Origin of the sequence: Sphingomonas sp. Leaf25 (assembly GCF_001421635.1) — a bacterium.
GTDB lineage: Bacteria > Pseudomonadota > Alphaproteobacteria > Sphingomonadales > Sphingomonadaceae > Sphingomonas.
Genome location: NZ_LMKU01000010.1, coordinates 1 through 15746, shown reverse-complemented (window position 1 = coordinate 15746; position 15746 = coordinate 1). Strand labels below are relative to the sequence as shown.

The window sequence follows — 15746 nt, the reverse complement described above, 5'->3', positions numbered from 1 at the left end:
TGCTACGCCTCCGCACATTCGCCGAGCGAGCCATGGTCGAAGTAATGTTCCAGCGCCTGTTGAAGTTGAACCCGCTGCGGCGAGTCATTGGTCGGCAGCGAGAACGGCGTATCGTCCAGAAGCCGTTGTTGCAGCGCCTCTTCGTCGAAAGCGACATATATGCCGGGTCGCTCCTCCAAGGCACGTGCGGTTGCAAGCTGGTGGTCGTTACGATGCTCGCCAAACGCGATGCGTCGCGGCATGACGAGAAGAGGTTTGCCCATCTTCTGCGCCATCAGTACCGAGCCGATGCCGGCATGGCCGACGATCAGGCTCGCCTGGCGTAGCAGATCGTCGAATTCGACCGGCGGAACATTCGCTGCGAACCTGCAATGCTGCGGTTGATACCTACCTCGTCCGATCTGGGCGAATACCGGCATCGGCAAGCGGGGCGCAACCTCGTCGACCGCGCGGATCAGGCGATCGAATGGAAGCTGGGTGCCAACAGTAACGAGGATCATAGCAGGCGTCCCGCAAATCGCACACGGCCGATCGCCAGATGCTCCCATTGCGTTAGGCAAAGACTGGCGAACTTCGAAGCGGCCCTGCCCGAACTCGACAGCTTCTCGACGTTCGCAACGCTATCGAGCCAGACCGTCCGCGCACCGGCCCAGCGTCCCGCAAGCAGGCAGAACAAGCCCGGCAGCGCCCCGGTGGTGATGACGATATCGGGTCGTTCGCGAAACACGATCTGGATCGCCTGAAACAAGGAACGGGCCGCAACAAGGATCGTATCGCGGTTGCAGTCGGGTATGATGTGGACATTGGACAGTTGCGCGCGCTTGACCAAGGCGTCACTCGTAGTGACGAACGTGGCGTCGAACCGCTCCAGCGTGTCCCGAAGCAGCATCATCTGTTCCCAATGCCCGCCGCCGGATGCCACCGCCAATATCTTGCGCGGCTGCCGGTTTCCGGTGCGTTCGATGACCCCGCCTTCAATCACGCTTCAGGCTCCCGTTGCCCAAATAATTTGGGTGTAAAATATCGTTCGTGGCAAGCAATGTTCTTTCCGAAAGTTCGGTCTGAATGTACCCGATCGTTACTTGTGACATATATTTTCGAAACAGGATCGCGCATCGGTTCTGCCATTACCCGAATGTGTCTTGCGATCAGATCCGATAATAATCCCTATACCATGCCACGAATTTGCCGACACCATCGTGAACGCTGGTCTTCGGCCGATAGGCAGTAAGCGATTCCAGCAATTGGGCATCGGCCCATGTCGCGGGAACGTCGCCAGCCTGCATCGGCATGAGATTGCGCTCGGCTGTACAACCAGTCGCCTGTTCGATGGCGTCGATGAAATCGGTCAGCTGTACGGCATCCGAATTGCCGATATTGACGACCCGCCACGGTGCAACCGGCGACAGGCTGTCGGCTTCGGAAACGATGTCGCCATCGGCCGGACGCGCAGGCGGTGTATCGATCAGCAGACGTATGGCTTCCACCAGATCGTCGATATAGGTGAAGTCACGCTTCATATCGCCGTGATTGTAGACGTCGATCGGATCGCCGTTGAGGATCGCCTTGGTGAACTTGAACAGCGCCATGTCGGGCCGTCCCCAGGGCCCGTAGACCGTGAAGAAGCGGAACATCGTGATCGGCAATCCGAACAGATGCGCATAGCTGTGCGCCATGTTCTCCGTTGCCTTTTTGGTGGCAGCGTAGAACGACATCTGGTGATCCGCCCTGTCGGTTTCCCGGTACGGCATCTGGGTATTCGCGCCGAATGCCGATGACGTCGAGGCGAGCATCATGTGCTGCGGCGGATAGGCGCGTGCCGCCTCGAGCAACTCGAACGTCCCGACGATGTTGCTTTCGAGGTAGCAACGTGGATTTTCGATCGAATAGCGTACGCCTGCCTGTGCCGCGAGATGGACCACGACGTCCGGCTTTTCGGACGCGAACAATTCCATCAGAAGGCCGGGCGTCTCGACATAGCCCTCGACCGAGCGAAACTGGTCGAACCGCGCAAGACGGTCGAGCCTTCGCTGCTTGAGCGATACCTCATAGTAATCGGTCATCGCATCGAGCCCGATGACCCGGAATCCGTCGGTCAGCAGTCTTTCGCAGACGAAGGAGCCGATGAAGCCGGCCGAGCCGGTGACGAGAGCGGTACGCACGATCAATCCGATCCAAACAGGTCGCGAGTAAAGATTTTTTCCCGAATATCCTTGATTTCAGGCGTCATGCGATTGGCAATGATGATATCACAATCCTGCTTGAACTGCTCAAGATCGCGTACCACTTGGGAACCAAAGAATTCTTCTTCGGGCATTGCCGGTTCGTATACTTGGACTTCGATACCCTTGGCTTTGACCCGCTTCATGATTCCTTGGATCGAAGACTGGCGAAAATTATCCGAACCGGCCTTCATGACCAAGCGGAAGATACCAACCTTACCGGGCTTCCGGGCGATGATCTGGTCCGCAAGGAAGTCCTTGCGCGTACGATTTGCATCGACGATCGCACGGATGAGATTCTGCGGCACTTCGGAATAGTTCGCCAACAGCTGCTTGGTGTCCTTGGGCAGGCAGTACCCGCCGTAACCGAAGCTGGGATTGTTGTAATGGGAACCGATCCGGGGGTCGAGGCCAACGCCGACGATGATCTGACGCGGGTCCATGCCGTGCGCGATCGCATAGCTGTCCAGTTCATTGAAGAACGCTACGCGCATGGCGAGGTAGGTGTTGGCAAAGAGCTTGATCGCTTCCGCCTCGTTCGGATCGGTGAACAGGACGTCGACGTCCTTCTTCTCCGCACCTTGCAATAGGAGGTCGGCAAAGATCCGGGCGCGCTCGGACCGTTCCCCGACGATGATCCGCGAGGGATGCAGGTTGTCGTATAGCGCGCGACCTTCCCGCAAGAATTCGGGACTGAATATTACTTGATCGATATTCATCCGTTCACGAATATCCTGGACAAAACCGACCGGAATAGTCGATTTTATTACTATAGTCGCATGCGATCCGGCGTCGATGACGGCCTGTATTACCGATTCTACGGAAGAGGTATCGAATTTGTTCGTCTCGACATCATAATTTGTCGGAGTTGCAACAATGACGTAATCGGCCCCGGCCAATGTTTCCGGTGTATACAGCGATGCAGTAAGGTTCAGGCTGCGAGTAGCCAAGAAATCTTCCAGCTCTTGGTCCGAAATCGGTGACTTGCGCGCATTGAGCATCTCGACGCGCTCTTCGGTGATGTCAATCGCAATTACATCATTGTGTTGCGCAAGCAGAACGGCATTGGACAGGCCGACATATCCGAGGCCAAAGACGACGATATTCATACAAAATTCACCTGCGGTTGGTCGCTGGTAACATCCGATGAAGCGCAACCTCGTGCCCAATATTTTTGGTATGCTTTCATCTGACGCCCCCCGGCTTACAGAATATTCTGCCCATCCTGCATTGACGCACAATGCGTCAACACAATTATGCTACATTTGCATAGCGCGGGCTTATACGAGATCATGTCCGATCCGAACAGGGCCGGATTGCGTGTCCGAAGAAGAGATTAGTGCTGATCCCAACCGGAGCCAGCGATCCGTACCAGCAGGGCATCCTCCTCGACGATCTTGATCGCGGCCCCCCGCGTCGCAGTTCCTCCGCCTGGCGATAGTCGGCGTGGGCATGGATGAAGCGGCCGAAGGGTTGCGCATTGCTGATGACCAGCATCGTCGTGTTTGTGCCGGCTGACGCCATGACCCCCGCACCCTGCGCTGCGATGCCGGGTAAACAGTCCATCCCTCAGCGATCCGAGGATCACGATCCTCGCGCTCTTGAGCGGTTTCTCGACCGTCGGCATGGGCGCGGATGCTCGGCGGGACAGCGGACGCCAGTTGGTGAGCGACCGACCGGTGTGCGCCGTCGCCCAAACCATCATTCCCGCAGCGCACGTATCTCTCAGCGCGTCATGGTGGCAATGACGCAGCTTCAGGAAGCAGGCGAGGGTGCCAAGCTTGTAGTTAGGTAGTTCGGGCCATGTCGCCCGCGCGACTGCTACGCTGTCGAGCCAGTCGATCGCCATTGGCGGCAGTGTGTGCCGTAGTCAGGCGGGGCAAGCGTGCCTTTTTCTAACGACGAATGTGTGATCGCCTTCCGCCCTTGTAAATGCTCCTGCACGATTGCCTGGACTTGTGCGAAGCTCGGTTTGCCGAAGACATTTTCCCACGCGAACCGTGAATGCGGGTGTTAAACGGCAGAAAGTTGTCGAGCGGATCGATCAGTGTCTTGTACGCAAAAACCTCCGCACTGCCGGCGAAACCGACGATCCCGATCTGGCAGATGGTGCTGGAGCGCCAACAGGCGGTTTCGACGTCGATCGCTACGAAATCGAGCGGTGGCAGAGAACCAAAGGCGGTCACAACCGCGGCATAGCATGACGGTCGGCACGATCGCTATCGCACGTCGGGCAGCGCATGAGCCGCGAAGTCGCGCCGGATCGCCGCCAGCTTGGGATCGATATAGCGCCGGCAGAACGGCCTGCTGGGATCGGTACGGTAATAGTTGCGGTAGCGCTCTTCCGAGGGACGGAAACCGACCAGCGGCAGCACCTTCGTCCGCGCCGCCGTGCCGATATCCGGCGCGAGCCGGGCGATCGCCGCCTCGGCCCGCTGCCGCTGGTCGTCGCCCACGACATAGACCGCGCTGCGATAGCGCCCGTTCGGCGAATAGCCGCTGTTCGCCGAATGGGTGCGCAGATGGACGTCGAACGAGACGATTGCGGGATCGAAGCGGACAACCACCCCTTCGGCCCAAGCGTCGTCGGGCGTGGTCGATTGCAGGAACCCCTGATCGACCTCGGCGACGCCGCGCAGAATCTGGAACACGCCTTCGGTGCACCAATGGCACCCGCTGCCAAAGCCCGCCGCTTCCATGCACGTCCTTTCCATCCGGTCCGGAGACACGGCGTTCATCTTGCCATGCCCAATGGCTAGGAAAGGCCTGTTCGCTAAGCTAGGCTACGCAGCATCGCTACGGAATGTTCGTAGCCGACCATAGTTCAAATGGCCACGATGGCTATACCCAAGAAAGCCAGGTAACGATGGGCGACCAACGAAACGAGATGATCCGGGCGGCGCGCGTCTATCTACGTGTCAGTACCGACAGCCAGGATTTGGCGCGGCAGGAAGCGATCGTCGCGGGCGCGCGGGCGGCGGGGTTCTATGTCGCGGCGGTGTATCGCGAAAAGGCGTCGGGTGCGCGCGCCGACCGGCCCGAGTTGTTGCGGATGGTCGGCGACCTGCAACCGGGCGAGGTGGTAATCGCGGAGAAGATCGACCGGATCAGCCGCCTGCCGTTGCCCGAAGCCGAGTTGCTCGTCGCCACGATCCGGGGCAAGGGCGCGCGGCTTGCGGTGCCGGGGATCGTCGACCTGACCGACCTCGTCGCCGACAGTTCGGGCGTGGCGCGTATCGTGCTGGAGGCGGTGCAGGACATGCTGTTGCGCGTCGCGCTGCAAACCGCGCGCGACGATTACGAGACGCGCCGCGAACGCCAGCGCGAGGGGATCGAGATCGCCAAGCGCGCCGGACGCTACACCGGCCGCAAGCCCGACCTTGCCCACCACCGCCGCATCGTCGCCTTGCGCGAGGCCGGCATGAGCATCGCCCGAACGGCCGAGCTGGCGGCATGCAGCATCGCACAGGTCAAGCGCGTAACCGCACTGCATCGGGCGAAACTGGCCCAACCGATAAAGACGTCCAACGACCAGACGGTCCCCTAATTCCGATCACGTCGCATGCTTGATCGCACTGGCGATGGCCGTCCGCGCTAGAACGCCCGGCTCAGCCCCACTTCGGCGGCGAAGCGGCGGTAGCGATACAGGCCGATACTCGACCAGTTGCGCTCGAGCGTGAGCCGGACCATCGGCGCCAAACCATGTACCGCCAGTTGGCGAAAGGTAGCACCTGCCGAACTCGATGCCAGCCATTCGCGGCGACGCTCGGGGAACAGGAACAGGCGGCGATCCCCCTCCAGCCTGCCGATGCTGGTCGTCGCGAACATTGTCGTCCGCCCGCGTTCGGCCCAGACCGACGCGGCGGGCGTGACCGCGATCGTCGCATAGCCGGGGTCGCGTGCTGTCTGGCGATAGCCCGACAGCGTCAGACCGAAACCCGATCGCGGGGTGACGGCCCGCTCGAACCCGATCGAGGCATCGTAGAGGCCGCCGTCTTGGAGCGGGTTGCGGCGATAGTCGGTCGTCGCCGCGCCGCCATGGACCAGCAATTGCGCTTGGCGTCCGATCGAATGGAGCCAGTCGAGCATGATGCTGCCGGTGCGGGCATAGGGCTGGCCGCCGTACCAGCGGCGGGTCAGTCCGATCGACGGGCTCCAGCGATCACCGCGCCGCCGCCATTCGAGACCGACCACGCCCGAGGCGGAGACATCGTCGAACTGCGCTTGCCGATAGACATTGCCGAGCGCCGATGCGCGCGGCACGATCGACAGCGCATCTGTGACGGGGACACGCGCATAGCCCTGTCCCGACAGCCGGATGCCCAGTCCCGACTGCGCGCGGGCATCGCGCGAGAGAGTGAGGGGGGCGATGACGGTATCGAGCGTCCGTGCTTGCGTCGCGCGGTTGATGTTGCTGTCGGGCGCTACCGCGATCTGGAATGATCCGCCGATCGGTCGTGCCGAGCGGAGCGCGCGCGCGAACTGATCGACCACCGCCGCGACATCGTCGGGCAGGCCCGCCGCTTGTGCCTGGCGAAGTGTGCGCCGTGCTCCGGTTTCGTCGCCCAGCAGCGCTAGGGTCCGCGCCAGTTCCAACCGGACCCGCGGTGCATCGGGTCTTTCGTCGAGCAGCACGCGCAAGGTCGTGGCCGCATCGGCATAGCGCCGCTGCTCGACCAGCAGCATGGCTTTGCGGAACCGGGCCTCGGCGCGGATATCGGGATCGGGGTCCTTTGCCAGCGCGTCGTAGAGCAGCAGCGCATCGGTGGGGCGGCCGTTCGTCCGCGCGAGATCCGCTTGGACGAATAGGTCGATCGCGCTCAGCCCCTCGACCACGGCCGGACGGTGGACCTCGGGTGCTGTCTGCGCCTGCGCGGTCGATGGCACCGCGCCGAGGATCGGGAGCAGGGCACGAACGCCCAGCGCGACGATCGTCACCGCCGCTTGGCGAGCGCCACACCGGCGATCGCGGTGCGCCCGTCGGGACTCCCGGCGTTCAGGAGCAGCGTGAACGGGCCGGCGATCTCGTCCCCGTCGGGACCGTAGAAGCGCGTGGACAGGCGGCCGAAGGTGTTTTCCTTGGTCATCTCGGCAATCGACTCTCCGTTGTAGCTGTCGATCTTGCTGGCGAAGGCGAAGCTGCCGAAATCGACGTCGCTGCCGCCGACCGTCGACGTGCCCCGGAGCGCCAGCTCGGCGGTCAGGCTCTGGGTCCCGAAATCGACATCGAACCGGGACGTTCCCTTCACGTCGTAGCGGGCACCGGTCTGCGCGTTCGCCGCCGCGCCATAGGCGATCCCGGTATAGCTCGCCTTGCCCGTCTTCGCCGCGAGCAACCCCGGTATCGTTTCCAGGCCGTACACGAAATAGAGCCGGTTGGCCTCGGTCACGACGCCCGCCCGCTCGCCGCCGCGCCAGCGGCCGAAGCTGGTATAGGTCAGCGCCAGTTCGGTGTTGGCCGCACCAGGCTTGTAGAGATCGAGAAACACGTCTCCGCTATCGAAGCTTTTGCGGTAGGCGATGAAGTTAGGATCGTCGCTCGCGATCTTCGCTGCGTTGGTGATGGGCACATTGGCATATTTCGAGCTGCCCGGCACGAACGTGAAGCTCTCGTCGTCCTGCCGGTTCAGCAGACCGCCCGACAGATCGCCGATTACCTGGGTCGGGGCAGCGTTCCTGTCGAAGGTCGTGACCATGAGGTTCGCGCCACGGCCATAGAACAGCTCGGGTGCCACCTGCTTCGTCAGGACCAGATTGATGGGCCATGCGGTCGCCTCGCGCCGGCCGGTGAACGCACCGTTGAAGCTCGCACCGACGGAGTTGCTGCCCGAGAGCGAGGCGCCGACCTCCTGCGCTTCGGGGCCGTAGAAGCGGCCGGTCAGCGTACCCACCATCCGGTCGCTCTGACCGCGATACAGCACGTTGCCGGTAAAGCCGTTGGCATTGGACGTCAGATAGCCGCCCGCCTTGATCTCCATGCCGCCGCCGAAGATCGTGTTGTTGGTCAGCAGCCCGGTTTCGGTCGTGATGGCGCTGACGGCGAACACGCCGCTGGTCAGGTCGGTCATGAAGCGACCCGTGCCCTGAAACACGCGCGGCTCGATGCCGGGCACCGACGCCAGGNCGTCGATCGTGTACGAGGCATTTCCGGTACGCGGAACGGCGGCGGCCGCCGTTTCCAGACCATAGGTGAAGGTCGAGAAATAGGTGTTCTGGCGTCCGTCGGCCACGACGTTGCGCTGCCAATATCCGAGCGCACTATACTGGTTGCTGGTCGTCCCGCTGTAGGGCGTGGTCACCAGCGTCAGATAATCGTTCGTGGTGTCGTTGGTTTTTCGATACCGCACCTCGCCAGCGGTAGGATTGGTGGCGGTCACGATATCGGCGGGCGCGAACTGCTGTGCCTGCGGACCGTTGGCAAGCGAATAGGTCTTGGTCGCTGCGTCGTAGCTGATGCTCAGCCCGCCGCTTTCCGGGGTGCTGCTGACCGTGGTCTTGGTCGCCAGACTGAAGCTGACCTGCGTCGCGGACGCCGTATTCGCGAACGTCTGGTTCGCGCGCAGGTCGGTGATGCTGGTGTTGGTCGGGGCCGGCGTTCCCCCCGTCGGCGGCGGTGACGATCCGGCGCTCTGCGTTCCGCCGCCGCCGCCACATGCACCGAGCAGCACGCATGCCGCCACCGTCAGCCACCAGCTTCCACAACGCATTCGATGATCTCCCCCAAGTCGAAGGGGATAGCCCATCGGATACGGACGTCAACGTGGTTCGGAAGGCGGGCGATGATCCCGGCGCGTCAGCCCGCCGCGTCGCCCGCCCGGTCGCCTGCGGATCGTGCAGCCCCACTCCCAGCCAGCATGCCGTTCAGCGATCCGCCGGCCATGCCGAGCTCGGCCATCAGTCCGTCGATCAGCGGCCCACCGACACGGTAGCGCATCGCGGCGGCGACCGCCGCGTCGGCGAGGTTGCCCGGCGCGCCCTCGGCCGCGCCGTCGCTCCCGCCGCCGTCGCCGTGGAGGCCGCGCGCGTCGACGATGCTGATCCGGTCGATATTCTCGATCGGCTTGCCCGCCGCCGCGAGGATCGCAGGCAGCGCGTCGAGCATCGCCCGGCGCACCAGCAGCGCGGTCTGCGCTTCGTTGAGGATATTGGTCGCTTCGTTGAGCGCCGCCTGGCCCGCGGCATCGACTTTGAACGCCGCCTCGCGGCCCTCGGCGCGCGCCTTTTCGGCTTCGGCCTCGGCGATCGCCTCGGTGCGCAGCGCGCTGGCGCGGGCTTCGGCAGCTTCCTTTTCGGCGGTCGCGGCGACGGTGATCTGCACCGCCTCTTCCTGCGCGCGCTGGGTCGCGGCGATGACCGCGACGCTCTTGTTGCGGTTCGCGATCTCGGTCGCCTTGGCGGTGGCGACGCTCTCCTCGGCGCGCACCGCCAGCGCGCGCGCCTCGTTGGCGGCAGCGGTCGCGGTCGATTCCTCCTCGGACTTTTGCGCGGTCTGCACCGCCGTGGTGATCCGCGCGATCTCGATCGTACGGTCGCGTTCGATCGTCGCGGTCTGGATCGCGCCGTCGCGCGCGATCGTCGCGGTTTTGATGATCTTGTCGGCTTCGGTCTGGGCTACGGTCTGCGCCTGGGTCGCGGTGATCCGCGCGATCTCGGCGAGGCGGGTCTGCTCGGCCTCGGCGGTGGCGATCGCCGTCGTCTGTTCGGCGCGCCGCGCCGCCAGCGTCTGCTCCTGCACCAGCCTGGCCTGTTCGGCCGCCTGCGCGATTTCCAGCGACTGGTTGTTCGCCTCGAGGTTGCGTTGCTCGATCGCGACGCGGTTGGTCGCGACGATGTCGTTGCGGATCTTCTTGCGCTCCTCGATCGTGCGGGTCAGCACGGTCAGGCCTTCGGCATCGAACGCATTGTTTTCGTTGAAATGTTCGAACGCGGTCTGGTCGAAATGGGTGATGCTGACCGATTCCAGATGGAACCCGTTCATGTCGAGGTCGGTCATCAGCGCTTCCTGCACCTTCTGGATGAAGTCGGCGCGGTTGGCGTGGAGATGCTCCATCGTCATCGTCGCCGCGACCGATCGCAACGCCGAAACCAGCTTGCCGTCGAGCAGCGATTTGACCGCATCGCCGCTGTTGACCGAATCGCCCAGCGTCTGCGCGGCGGCGGCGATCGATTCCGCGTCGGGCTTCACCTTGATATGGAACAGCCCGACGACGTCGACGCGCAGCTTGTCGAGCGTGATGAGCGCGTCCTTGTTGAGCCGCGATACCTCCAGCTTCACCGTCGTCAGCCGGACCTGCATCAGTTCATGCAGCACCGGAAACACCATGATGCCGCCGTTCAGCACGACCTTTTCGCCGCCGAACCCGGTACGGATCAGCGCCACGTCCTTGGTCGCGCGGCGATACAGCCGGGTCAGCACGATGCCGATCACGATGAAGGCGAGCAGGACGATTCCCGCATAGATCAAAATGGTTACAAGCGATTCCGGCACGTCGATCCCCCCTGGCGTGCCTTATCCTGACCTAGAGCGGCGTGAAGATCGATCCCCTGTCGGGCAGCGCGAAGAAGATTTTGCCCTCGCGCCGGACCAGCAGCGCGGTTTCGCCCGCCGCGATCGCATCATCGTCGTCGTGCGGCTCGACCATGACGACATGCGCCTGCCCGTGGCGGTCGACCACCTTGGCGCGGGCCGGCATGCCGCGCCGCGCCGTCCCCTCAAGGATGGTGCCGCGCCCGCGCAGCAGTTCCTCGGTATGGATCACCGTCGTCTCATAGCCGGGCATGACCCGCGCGAGGCCGTTCGCCGCCAGCGTGTTGAGCAGCGCGCCCGCGATCAGCGCGCCCGCCAGCGCCCAGCCCCATGACAGCGGCGTGCCGGTCAGCGCTGTCGCGCCCTGCTGGAGCGCGATGCCGGCGATGGTGACGCAGCCGAGCAGCGACGTCAGCCAGATCAGGATCGGCAGCTCCCCGCCCAGCCCCAGCCAGTCGAGCACCCCGCCGGCCCCATCGGCATCGGCTCCGACCCCGGTATCGAGATCGAGTTGGCCCAGGCCCAGCCCGACCGCTTCGATCAGGCCGATGCCGATCATGACGGCGAACGTCACCGCGAAGGGCAGATAGGCCGGCGTCAGGAACTGCGCGAACATGGCGAGGGTGTATCAGTTCGTGTTGAGCCTGTCAGGCGTCGCCCGCCGGAGCGGTATGCCGCGAACCACAGATCGAAACATCGGCCGTATATGGCCAATATATTTCTATTTATACCAATATCGGCCATATAAGGCTCATGCTACATACCCCCACCGAACTGGCGATGACGATTGGTGCGGCGATCCGCGCGCGGCGCAAGGCGATGGGCTGGACCCAGGTTGAAAGCGCCAGGCGGGCCGGGGTCGCGCATCGAACGTGGCGGCGGATGGAGACGGAGGGCCGGGCGTCGATCGACGATCTGGTCCGTGCGGCGCTGGCGCTGCGCTGCGAGGATACGCTTGCCGCGCTGTTCCCGCTGCCAGCGGCGACCAGCATCGACGCCCTGCTCCGTCAGCAAGCGGGCACCGCAAGATGAAGCTGCTATCGGGACAGCCGCTCGCACTGTCGTTCCACAGGCAAGGGCCGGTCGCGCGCGTGGCCTTCGCCGATCGCCGCGCGCAGCTCGAATGGGATGCGGCGGTCGTGGCGGCGGGACTGCGCGTCTCGCCGCTCCATTATCCGCCCGAGCCGGGACTACATGGTGCCCGCGCCGCCGGGTTCGACGGGCTGCACGGTTTCCTTGCCGACAGCCTGCCCGAAGGCTGGGGGGCGCTGCTGATGCGCCGCCGGCTGCATCGGATGGGGATCGATTTCGGCAACCTGTCGCCGCTCGAACGATTGGCGTTGGTCGGCGATCATGGCCGTGGCGCGCTGATCTTCGCACCGGCAACTACTCCACCACCCGACGATCACGCCATCGATCTTGACATGCTTGCCGCCGAATCGCGCGCGATCCTGCAAGGGCGGGGCGAGGGGTTGAGCGACCTGCTCGCCGATCTGGGCGGGGCGTCGGGCGGTGCCCGACCCAAAGTCCATGTCGGCTTCGGCAGCGATGGTACGATTAGTGCGGGCGATGGCGAACTGCCCGCCGATCACGCCGCATGGATCGTCAAATTTCCTGCCGCCGCCGATCCGGTCGACATCGGTCCGCTGGAACGCGCCTATGCCACGATGGCGACCGCCGCCGGGTAACGATGGCCGAGACGCGCCTTATCCCGGCGGCAAGCGGCCCGGGCTGGTTCGCGACGCGCCGCTTCGACCGACCGACCGGGTGGGGGGCGGCGGATACATATGGCGTCGCTCGCCGGCGCGATCGAAGCACCGCCGCACATCGCGGGCGCGGTCGACTATGACCTGTTCCTGCGCGCGACGCGGGCGATCACCCGCAACGACGCCGATGTGGTCGAGGCGTTTCGCCGGATGATCTTCAATGTGCTGGCCGGCAACCGCGACGATCATACGCGCCAGCACGCCTATCTGATGGACGACCGCGGCGAATGGCGGCTCGCACCGGCCTATGACCTGACCTTCTCCGACGGGCCGGGCGGCAAACATTATCTGGCGGTTTCAGGCGAAGGACGCAGCGTGACGCGCAGCCATGTCGACCGGCTCGCCAAGGTGCATGGCGTGCCGCCGCGACAGGTCGCCGCAATCGTGGATCAGGTCACGGCGGCTGTGGCGGGCTGGACCGCCGCCGCCCGCGACGCCGGCGTCACGCGCGACACGACCGCGCTGGTCGCGGCCCGGTTATCGGCGATCGCCGACGGGTTCTGAAGCGCTGTCCGGTCGGAGCGGGCGACCTTTGCCGATCGGCGAACCCCGACGTTCGGGGCGGCCGTTGTCCGGGGTCGATTTGCTCCCTAAGGCTCGCGTCATGGACAGGGGGGACGACAGCGACAGGACCGGTGCGGCCTCCCGCGCGGAGGGCTATCTCGGCAAGTTCGCGTGGACCATGGGGACGTTCGTCGCCTCGGCGGGGTTGAAGTTCGGACTCAACATCGTGCTCGCGTGGTTGCTGGCGCCATCGGTGCTGGGGGTGATGGTGGTCGTCAACGCCATCCGCCTCGGGATCGAGTTGCTGAGCGACGTCGGCATCGAGCAGAATATCGTCCATCATCCCGACGGGCTGGACCGGCGATTCCGCGACATCGCCTGGACGCTGCAACTGCTGCGCGGGGTGATGCTGACCGGTATCTTTTTGGCGGCCGCGCCGTTGCTGGGGCCTGCCTATGGCATCGACACCCGCATCTTCCTGCTCGCGGCACTCTCGCCTGCGATCGGTGGCGCGCATTCGACCGCGATCTTCGTGCTGGTCAAGCAACTGGAAGTGCGGCGGCGCAACCTGTTCGAGCTGACCTGCGAAGCGGCGGCGTTCGCGGTGCAGGTGGGGCTGGCGCTGTGGCTACGCTCGGTCTGGGCACCGGCGATCGGCCTCGTGCTTGCGGTCGCGATCCGATCGGCGCTCAGCTATACGCTGCCCGATGCCGGACAGCGCTGGCGACTGGAGCGGACCACGGTGCTGCGGATCGTCCATTTCGGCAAATGGATCGCGATCACCTCGCTGGCGACCTATGCCGCGAGCAACCTCGACCGGCTGTATCTGGGACAGGTCGTGCCGCTGGCGCTGCTCGGCATCTATGGTGTCGCCCGCGCGATCGCCGAGGTCCCGACGACCCTTGCCGGACGCATGGGCTATCAGATCGTCTTCCCCGCGCTGGCCGGTGTGGCACCGCTCGATCGGCCCCAGGCACTGGCGCGGATCGGGCATATCCGGGCACTGTTCGTCTGGTCGGTCTGCGCCGGGCTGGCCGCAGTCGCGGCGGGAGCCGATCTGGTGATCCGCGCCATCTATGATCCGCGCTATGCCGAAGCGGGATGGATCCTGAGCGTTTTGCTCGGTGGCGCGGTGTTCGCGGTCCTCTCCAACCTCAACGGCGCGCTGCTGCTGAGCGCCGGACGCCCGTTCTTCGCCAGCATCGCCAATCTGTTGCGCCTCGGCACGCTCGCGGTGCTGCTGCCGCTCGGTTACCGGGTGGGGGGCTTTCCCGGCGCGGTAGCGGCGATCGCGCTTACCGAGTTGTGCCAATATGGCTATGTCGCGATCGGGCTCCACCGCGTCCGGCTGCACTTCTGGCGACAGGACCTGCTGGCAGTCGGCATGGCGGCGGGGGTGTTCGCGGTGCTGCTGGCGCTGCGCTGGGAACTGGCGCTGGGCAGTCCGCTGGGGGGAATGCGATGAAGCGGTTGCTGATCGTGCAGTTCGCCGGGGATTTCCGTGAATCCGACCGGCTGCGCCGACTGACGGGCGAGGAAACCTATTACGGCCACACCTATATCCTCGACCAGCTCGAGCGGTTTCGGGATCAGGCCGATGCGGTCGGCTTCCTGTGTGGGCTGGCGCCGCCCTATCACGAGGTCCTGCCAAGTGGGGTGACGGTGATCGGCGCGGGGGCCGATTTCTACCGCGATCCGGGACCAGTCCTGCGCGCGGTCGAGGCGTTCGATCCGACGCACCTGATCGTGTGCGGGCCGATGATGGCGCTGATCCGCTGGGGGCTTGCCCGGCGTATCCATCTCGGCGTGCTGCTCGCCGACAGTTTCGCCGGACTGTACGACCGCTGGTGGCGGTTCCGTCGCCTGCCGGCACTGCTCAACGATCCTGGTGTCACGCTGGTCGCGAACCATGGCCGTAATGCCGCGCGGGCGCTCGTCGATTTCGGTGTCCACCCGGCCAAGGTGCTGGCGTGGGACTTTCCGCACCACCGCACGCCCGCCGATCAACCGCCCAAGCAGCGGCAGGCGGGGGGTATTTTCCGTCTGCTCTATGTCGGTGGTCTGTCGGGCAAGAAGGGGGTCGGCGATCTGATCCGTGCGGTCGCGGCCTTGCGCGACCGGGCCGATGTCCGCCTTGATCTGGTCGGGGCGGGGGCACGGCCACGGTTCGAGGCGCTGGCCCGGCGTCTGGGGGTGGCCGACCGGGTGCATTTTGTCGGGCTGGTGCCCAACCACCAGGTCCCGGCGATGATGCACGCCGCCGACGCGGTGGTGGTCCCCAGTCGGCACAGCTTTCCCGAAGGACTGCCGCTGACCCTGTTCGAAGGGCTGGCATCGCGTACTCCGGTGATCGCGTCAGACCATCCGATGTTCGCGGGGCATCTGGTCGACGGCGAAAGCGCGCTGATCTTCCGGGCGGGGAAGGTCGGCGCGCTGGCCGACGCCGTCCTGCGCCTTGCCGGCGATCCCGATCTCTATGCCCGCCTGTCGCTCGGATCGGCAGCAGCATGGGCGCGGATGCAGAACCCGGTCAAATGGGGCGACATGCTCGACCATTGGCTGCGCGATACGGCCGAGGATCGCGCGTGGCTGGTGGGGCATGGCCTGGCTCCACCAACGGCGGTGCTCTGACCAGCGCACGACACCTCAATAGGCGTTGCGGTGGAACTGAAGCGTCCCGGGTTTCCTGGAGGCATTTAGGTTTGGGTCATGCGGCCATATCGAGTT

General features: G+C 64.6%; 14 protein-coding genes and 3 pseudogenes. 7 read left to right on the top strand and 10 right to left on the bottom strand.

The window, feature by feature from the left end; all coding sequences use genetic code 11:
- Positions 1–2: 2 nt before the first annotated feature.
- From ASE78_RS04545 to ASE78_RS04525, 5 genes are all read right to left on the bottom strand, one after another.
- The gene (locus tag ASE78_RS04545; RefSeq protein ID WP_056493872.1) at positions 3–500 is read right to left on the bottom strand and encodes a glycosyltransferase; all 498 of its coding nucleotides are present in this window, start codon (positions 498–500) and stop codon (positions 3–5) included.
- A complete protein-coding gene (locus tag ASE78_RS04540; RefSeq protein ID WP_235514877.1) occupies positions 497–982 on the bottom strand; it encodes a glucuronosyltransferase in 486 nt (161 codons plus the stop codon). Before ASE78_RS04540 ends, ASE78_RS04545 begins: the two co-directional genes overlap by 4 nt.
- A gap of 166 nt (positions 983–1148) precedes the next feature.
- Positions 1149–2162 carry an NAD-dependent epimerase/dehydratase family protein gene (locus ASE78_RS04535; RefSeq protein ID WP_056493923.1) on the bottom strand — a complete coding sequence of 338 codons (1014 nt, stop codon included), beginning with the start codon at positions 2160–2162 and terminating at the stop codon, positions 1149–1151.
- Between the two features lie 2 nt (positions 2163–2164).
- A complete protein-coding gene (locus tag ASE78_RS04530) occupies positions 2165–3331 on the bottom strand; it encodes a nucleotide sugar dehydrogenase (protein ID WP_056493868.1) in 1167 nt (388 codons plus the stop codon).
- Positions 3332–4441: 1110 nt separating this feature from the next.
- Positions 4442–4936 (bottom strand): peptide-methionine (S)-S-oxide reductase, encoded by a 495-nt coding sequence (locus tag ASE78_RS04525; RefSeq protein ID WP_235514876.1) that lies wholly within the window; start codon positions 4934–4936, stop codon positions 4442–4444.
- Positions 4937–5088: 152 nt separating this feature from the next.
- Here ASE78_RS04525 and ASE78_RS04520 point away from each other — a divergent pair, with 152 nt between their 5' ends.
- Positions 5089–5769 (top strand): recombinase family protein, encoded by a 681-nt coding sequence (locus tag ASE78_RS04520; protein WP_056493862.1) that lies wholly within the window; start codon positions 5089–5091, stop codon positions 5767–5769.
- Between the two features lie 47 nt (positions 5770–5816).
- Here ASE78_RS04520 and ASE78_RS19890 read toward each other — a convergent pair whose 3' ends face one another.
- Entirely contained in the window at positions 5817–6656 is an 840-nt protein-coding gene (locus ASE78_RS19890) for a surface lipoprotein assembly modifier (protein WP_414886733.1), read from the bottom strand.
- Here ASE78_RS19890 and ASE78_RS19885 point away from each other — a divergent pair.
- Positions 6622–6708, top strand: a pseudogene (locus ASE78_RS19885) (hypothetical protein); the annotation flags it as partial. The gene ASE78_RS19890 and the pseudogene ASE78_RS19885 sit on opposite strands and share 35 nt — an antisense overlap.
- Before the next feature lie 35 nt (positions 6709–6743).
- Here ASE78_RS19885 and ASE78_RS19880 read toward each other — a convergent pair.
- The 4 genes and pseudogenes from ASE78_RS19880 to ASE78_RS04500 all read right to left on the bottom strand — a co-directional run.
- Positions 6744–7058: pseudogene (locus tag ASE78_RS19880) on the bottom strand (tetratricopeptide repeat protein); the annotation flags it as partial.
- Positions 7059–7156: 98 nt separating this feature from the next.
- Positions 7157–7918 carry a transferrin-binding protein-like solute binding protein gene (locus tag ASE78_RS19875; RefSeq protein WP_414886731.1) on the bottom strand — a complete coding sequence of 254 codons (762 nt, stop codon included), beginning with the start codon at positions 7916–7918 and terminating at the stop codon, positions 7157–7159.
- Between the two features lie 1097 nt (positions 7919–9015).
- A complete protein-coding gene (locus ASE78_RS04505; RefSeq protein WP_056493856.1) occupies positions 9016–10710 on the bottom strand; it encodes a flotillin family protein in 1695 nt (564 codons plus the stop codon).
- 31 nt (positions 10711–10741) lie between these two features.
- Positions 10742–11365 carry an OB-fold-containig protein gene (locus ASE78_RS04500; protein WP_056493854.1) on the bottom strand — a complete coding sequence of 208 codons (624 nt, stop codon included), beginning with the start codon at positions 11363–11365 and terminating at the stop codon, positions 10742–10744.
- Between the two features lie 137 nt (positions 11366–11502).
- Here ASE78_RS04500 and ASE78_RS04495 point away from each other — a divergent pair, with 137 nt between their 5' ends.
- From ASE78_RS04495 to ASE78_RS04475, 5 genes and pseudogenes are all read left to right on the top strand, one after another.
- Positions 11503–11781 carry a helix-turn-helix domain-containing protein gene (locus ASE78_RS04495; RefSeq protein WP_056493850.1) on the top strand — a complete coding sequence of 93 codons (279 nt, stop codon included), beginning with the start codon at positions 11503–11505 and terminating at the stop codon, positions 11779–11781.
- The gene (locus tag ASE78_RS19205) at positions 11778–12437 is read left to right on the top strand and encodes a HipA N-terminal domain-containing protein (protein ID WP_056493847.1); all 660 of its coding nucleotides are present in this window, start codon (positions 11778–11780) and stop codon (positions 12435–12437) included. The genes ASE78_RS04495 and ASE78_RS19205 overlap by 4 nt, the downstream gene beginning before the upstream one ends.
- Positions 12438–12518: 81 nt before the next feature.
- A pseudogene (locus tag ASE78_RS19200) lies at positions 12519–13019 on the top strand (HipA domain-containing protein); the annotation flags it as partial.
- 100 nt (positions 13020–13119) lie between these two features.
- Positions 13120–14484, top strand: coding sequence for an oligosaccharide flippase family protein (locus ASE78_RS04480; protein WP_056493840.1), 1365 nt, complete (start codon positions 13120–13122; stop codon positions 14482–14484).
- Positions 14481–15650, top strand: coding sequence for a glycosyltransferase family 4 protein (locus ASE78_RS04475; RefSeq protein ID WP_056493837.1), 1170 nt, complete (start codon positions 14481–14483; stop codon positions 15648–15650). The genes ASE78_RS04480 and ASE78_RS04475 overlap by 4 nt, the downstream gene beginning before the upstream one ends.
- Positions 15651–15746: the final 96 nt, after the last annotated feature.

Bases quoted from the DNA above. Each gene is read 5' to 3' on its own strand.
- ASE78_RS19875 (WP_414886731.1), bottom strand. From the start codon at position 7,918: ATGGTCACGACCTTCGACAGGAACGCTGCCCCGACCCAGGTAATCGGC.
- ASE78_RS04495 (WP_056493850.1), top strand. From the start codon at position 11,503: ATGCTACATACCCCCACCGAACTGGCGATGACGATTGGTGCGGCGATC.
- ASE78_RS19205 (WP_056493847.1), top strand. From the start codon at position 11,778: ATGAAGCTGCTATCGGGACAGCCGCTCGCACTGTCGTTCCACAGGCAA.
- ASE78_RS04475 (WP_056493837.1), top strand. From the start codon at position 14,481: ATGAAGCGGTTGCTGATCGTGCAGTTCGCCGGGGATTTCCGTGAATCC.
- ASE78_RS04500 (WP_056493854.1), bottom strand. From the start codon at position 11,365: ATGTTCGCGCAGTTCCTGACGCCGGCCTATCTGCCCTTCGCGGTGACG.
- ASE78_RS04525 (WP_235514876.1), bottom strand. From the start codon at position 4,936: ATGGAAAGGACGTGCATGGAAGCGGCGGGCTTTGGCAGCGGGTGCCAT.
- ASE78_RS04480 (WP_056493840.1), top strand. From the start codon at position 13,120: ATGGACAGGGGGGACGACAGCGACAGGACCGGTGCGGCCTCCCGCGCG.
- ASE78_RS04530 (WP_056493868.1), bottom strand. From the start codon at position 3,331: ATGAATATCGTCGTCTTTGGCCTCGGATATGTCGGCCTGTCCAATGCC.
- ASE78_RS04520 (WP_056493862.1), top strand. From the start codon at position 5,089: ATGGGCGACCAACGAAACGAGATGATCCGGGCGGCGCGCGTCTATCTA.
- ASE78_RS04545 (WP_056493872.1), bottom strand. From the start codon at position 500: ATGATCCTCGTTACTGTTGGCACCCAGCTTCCATTCGATCGCCTGATC.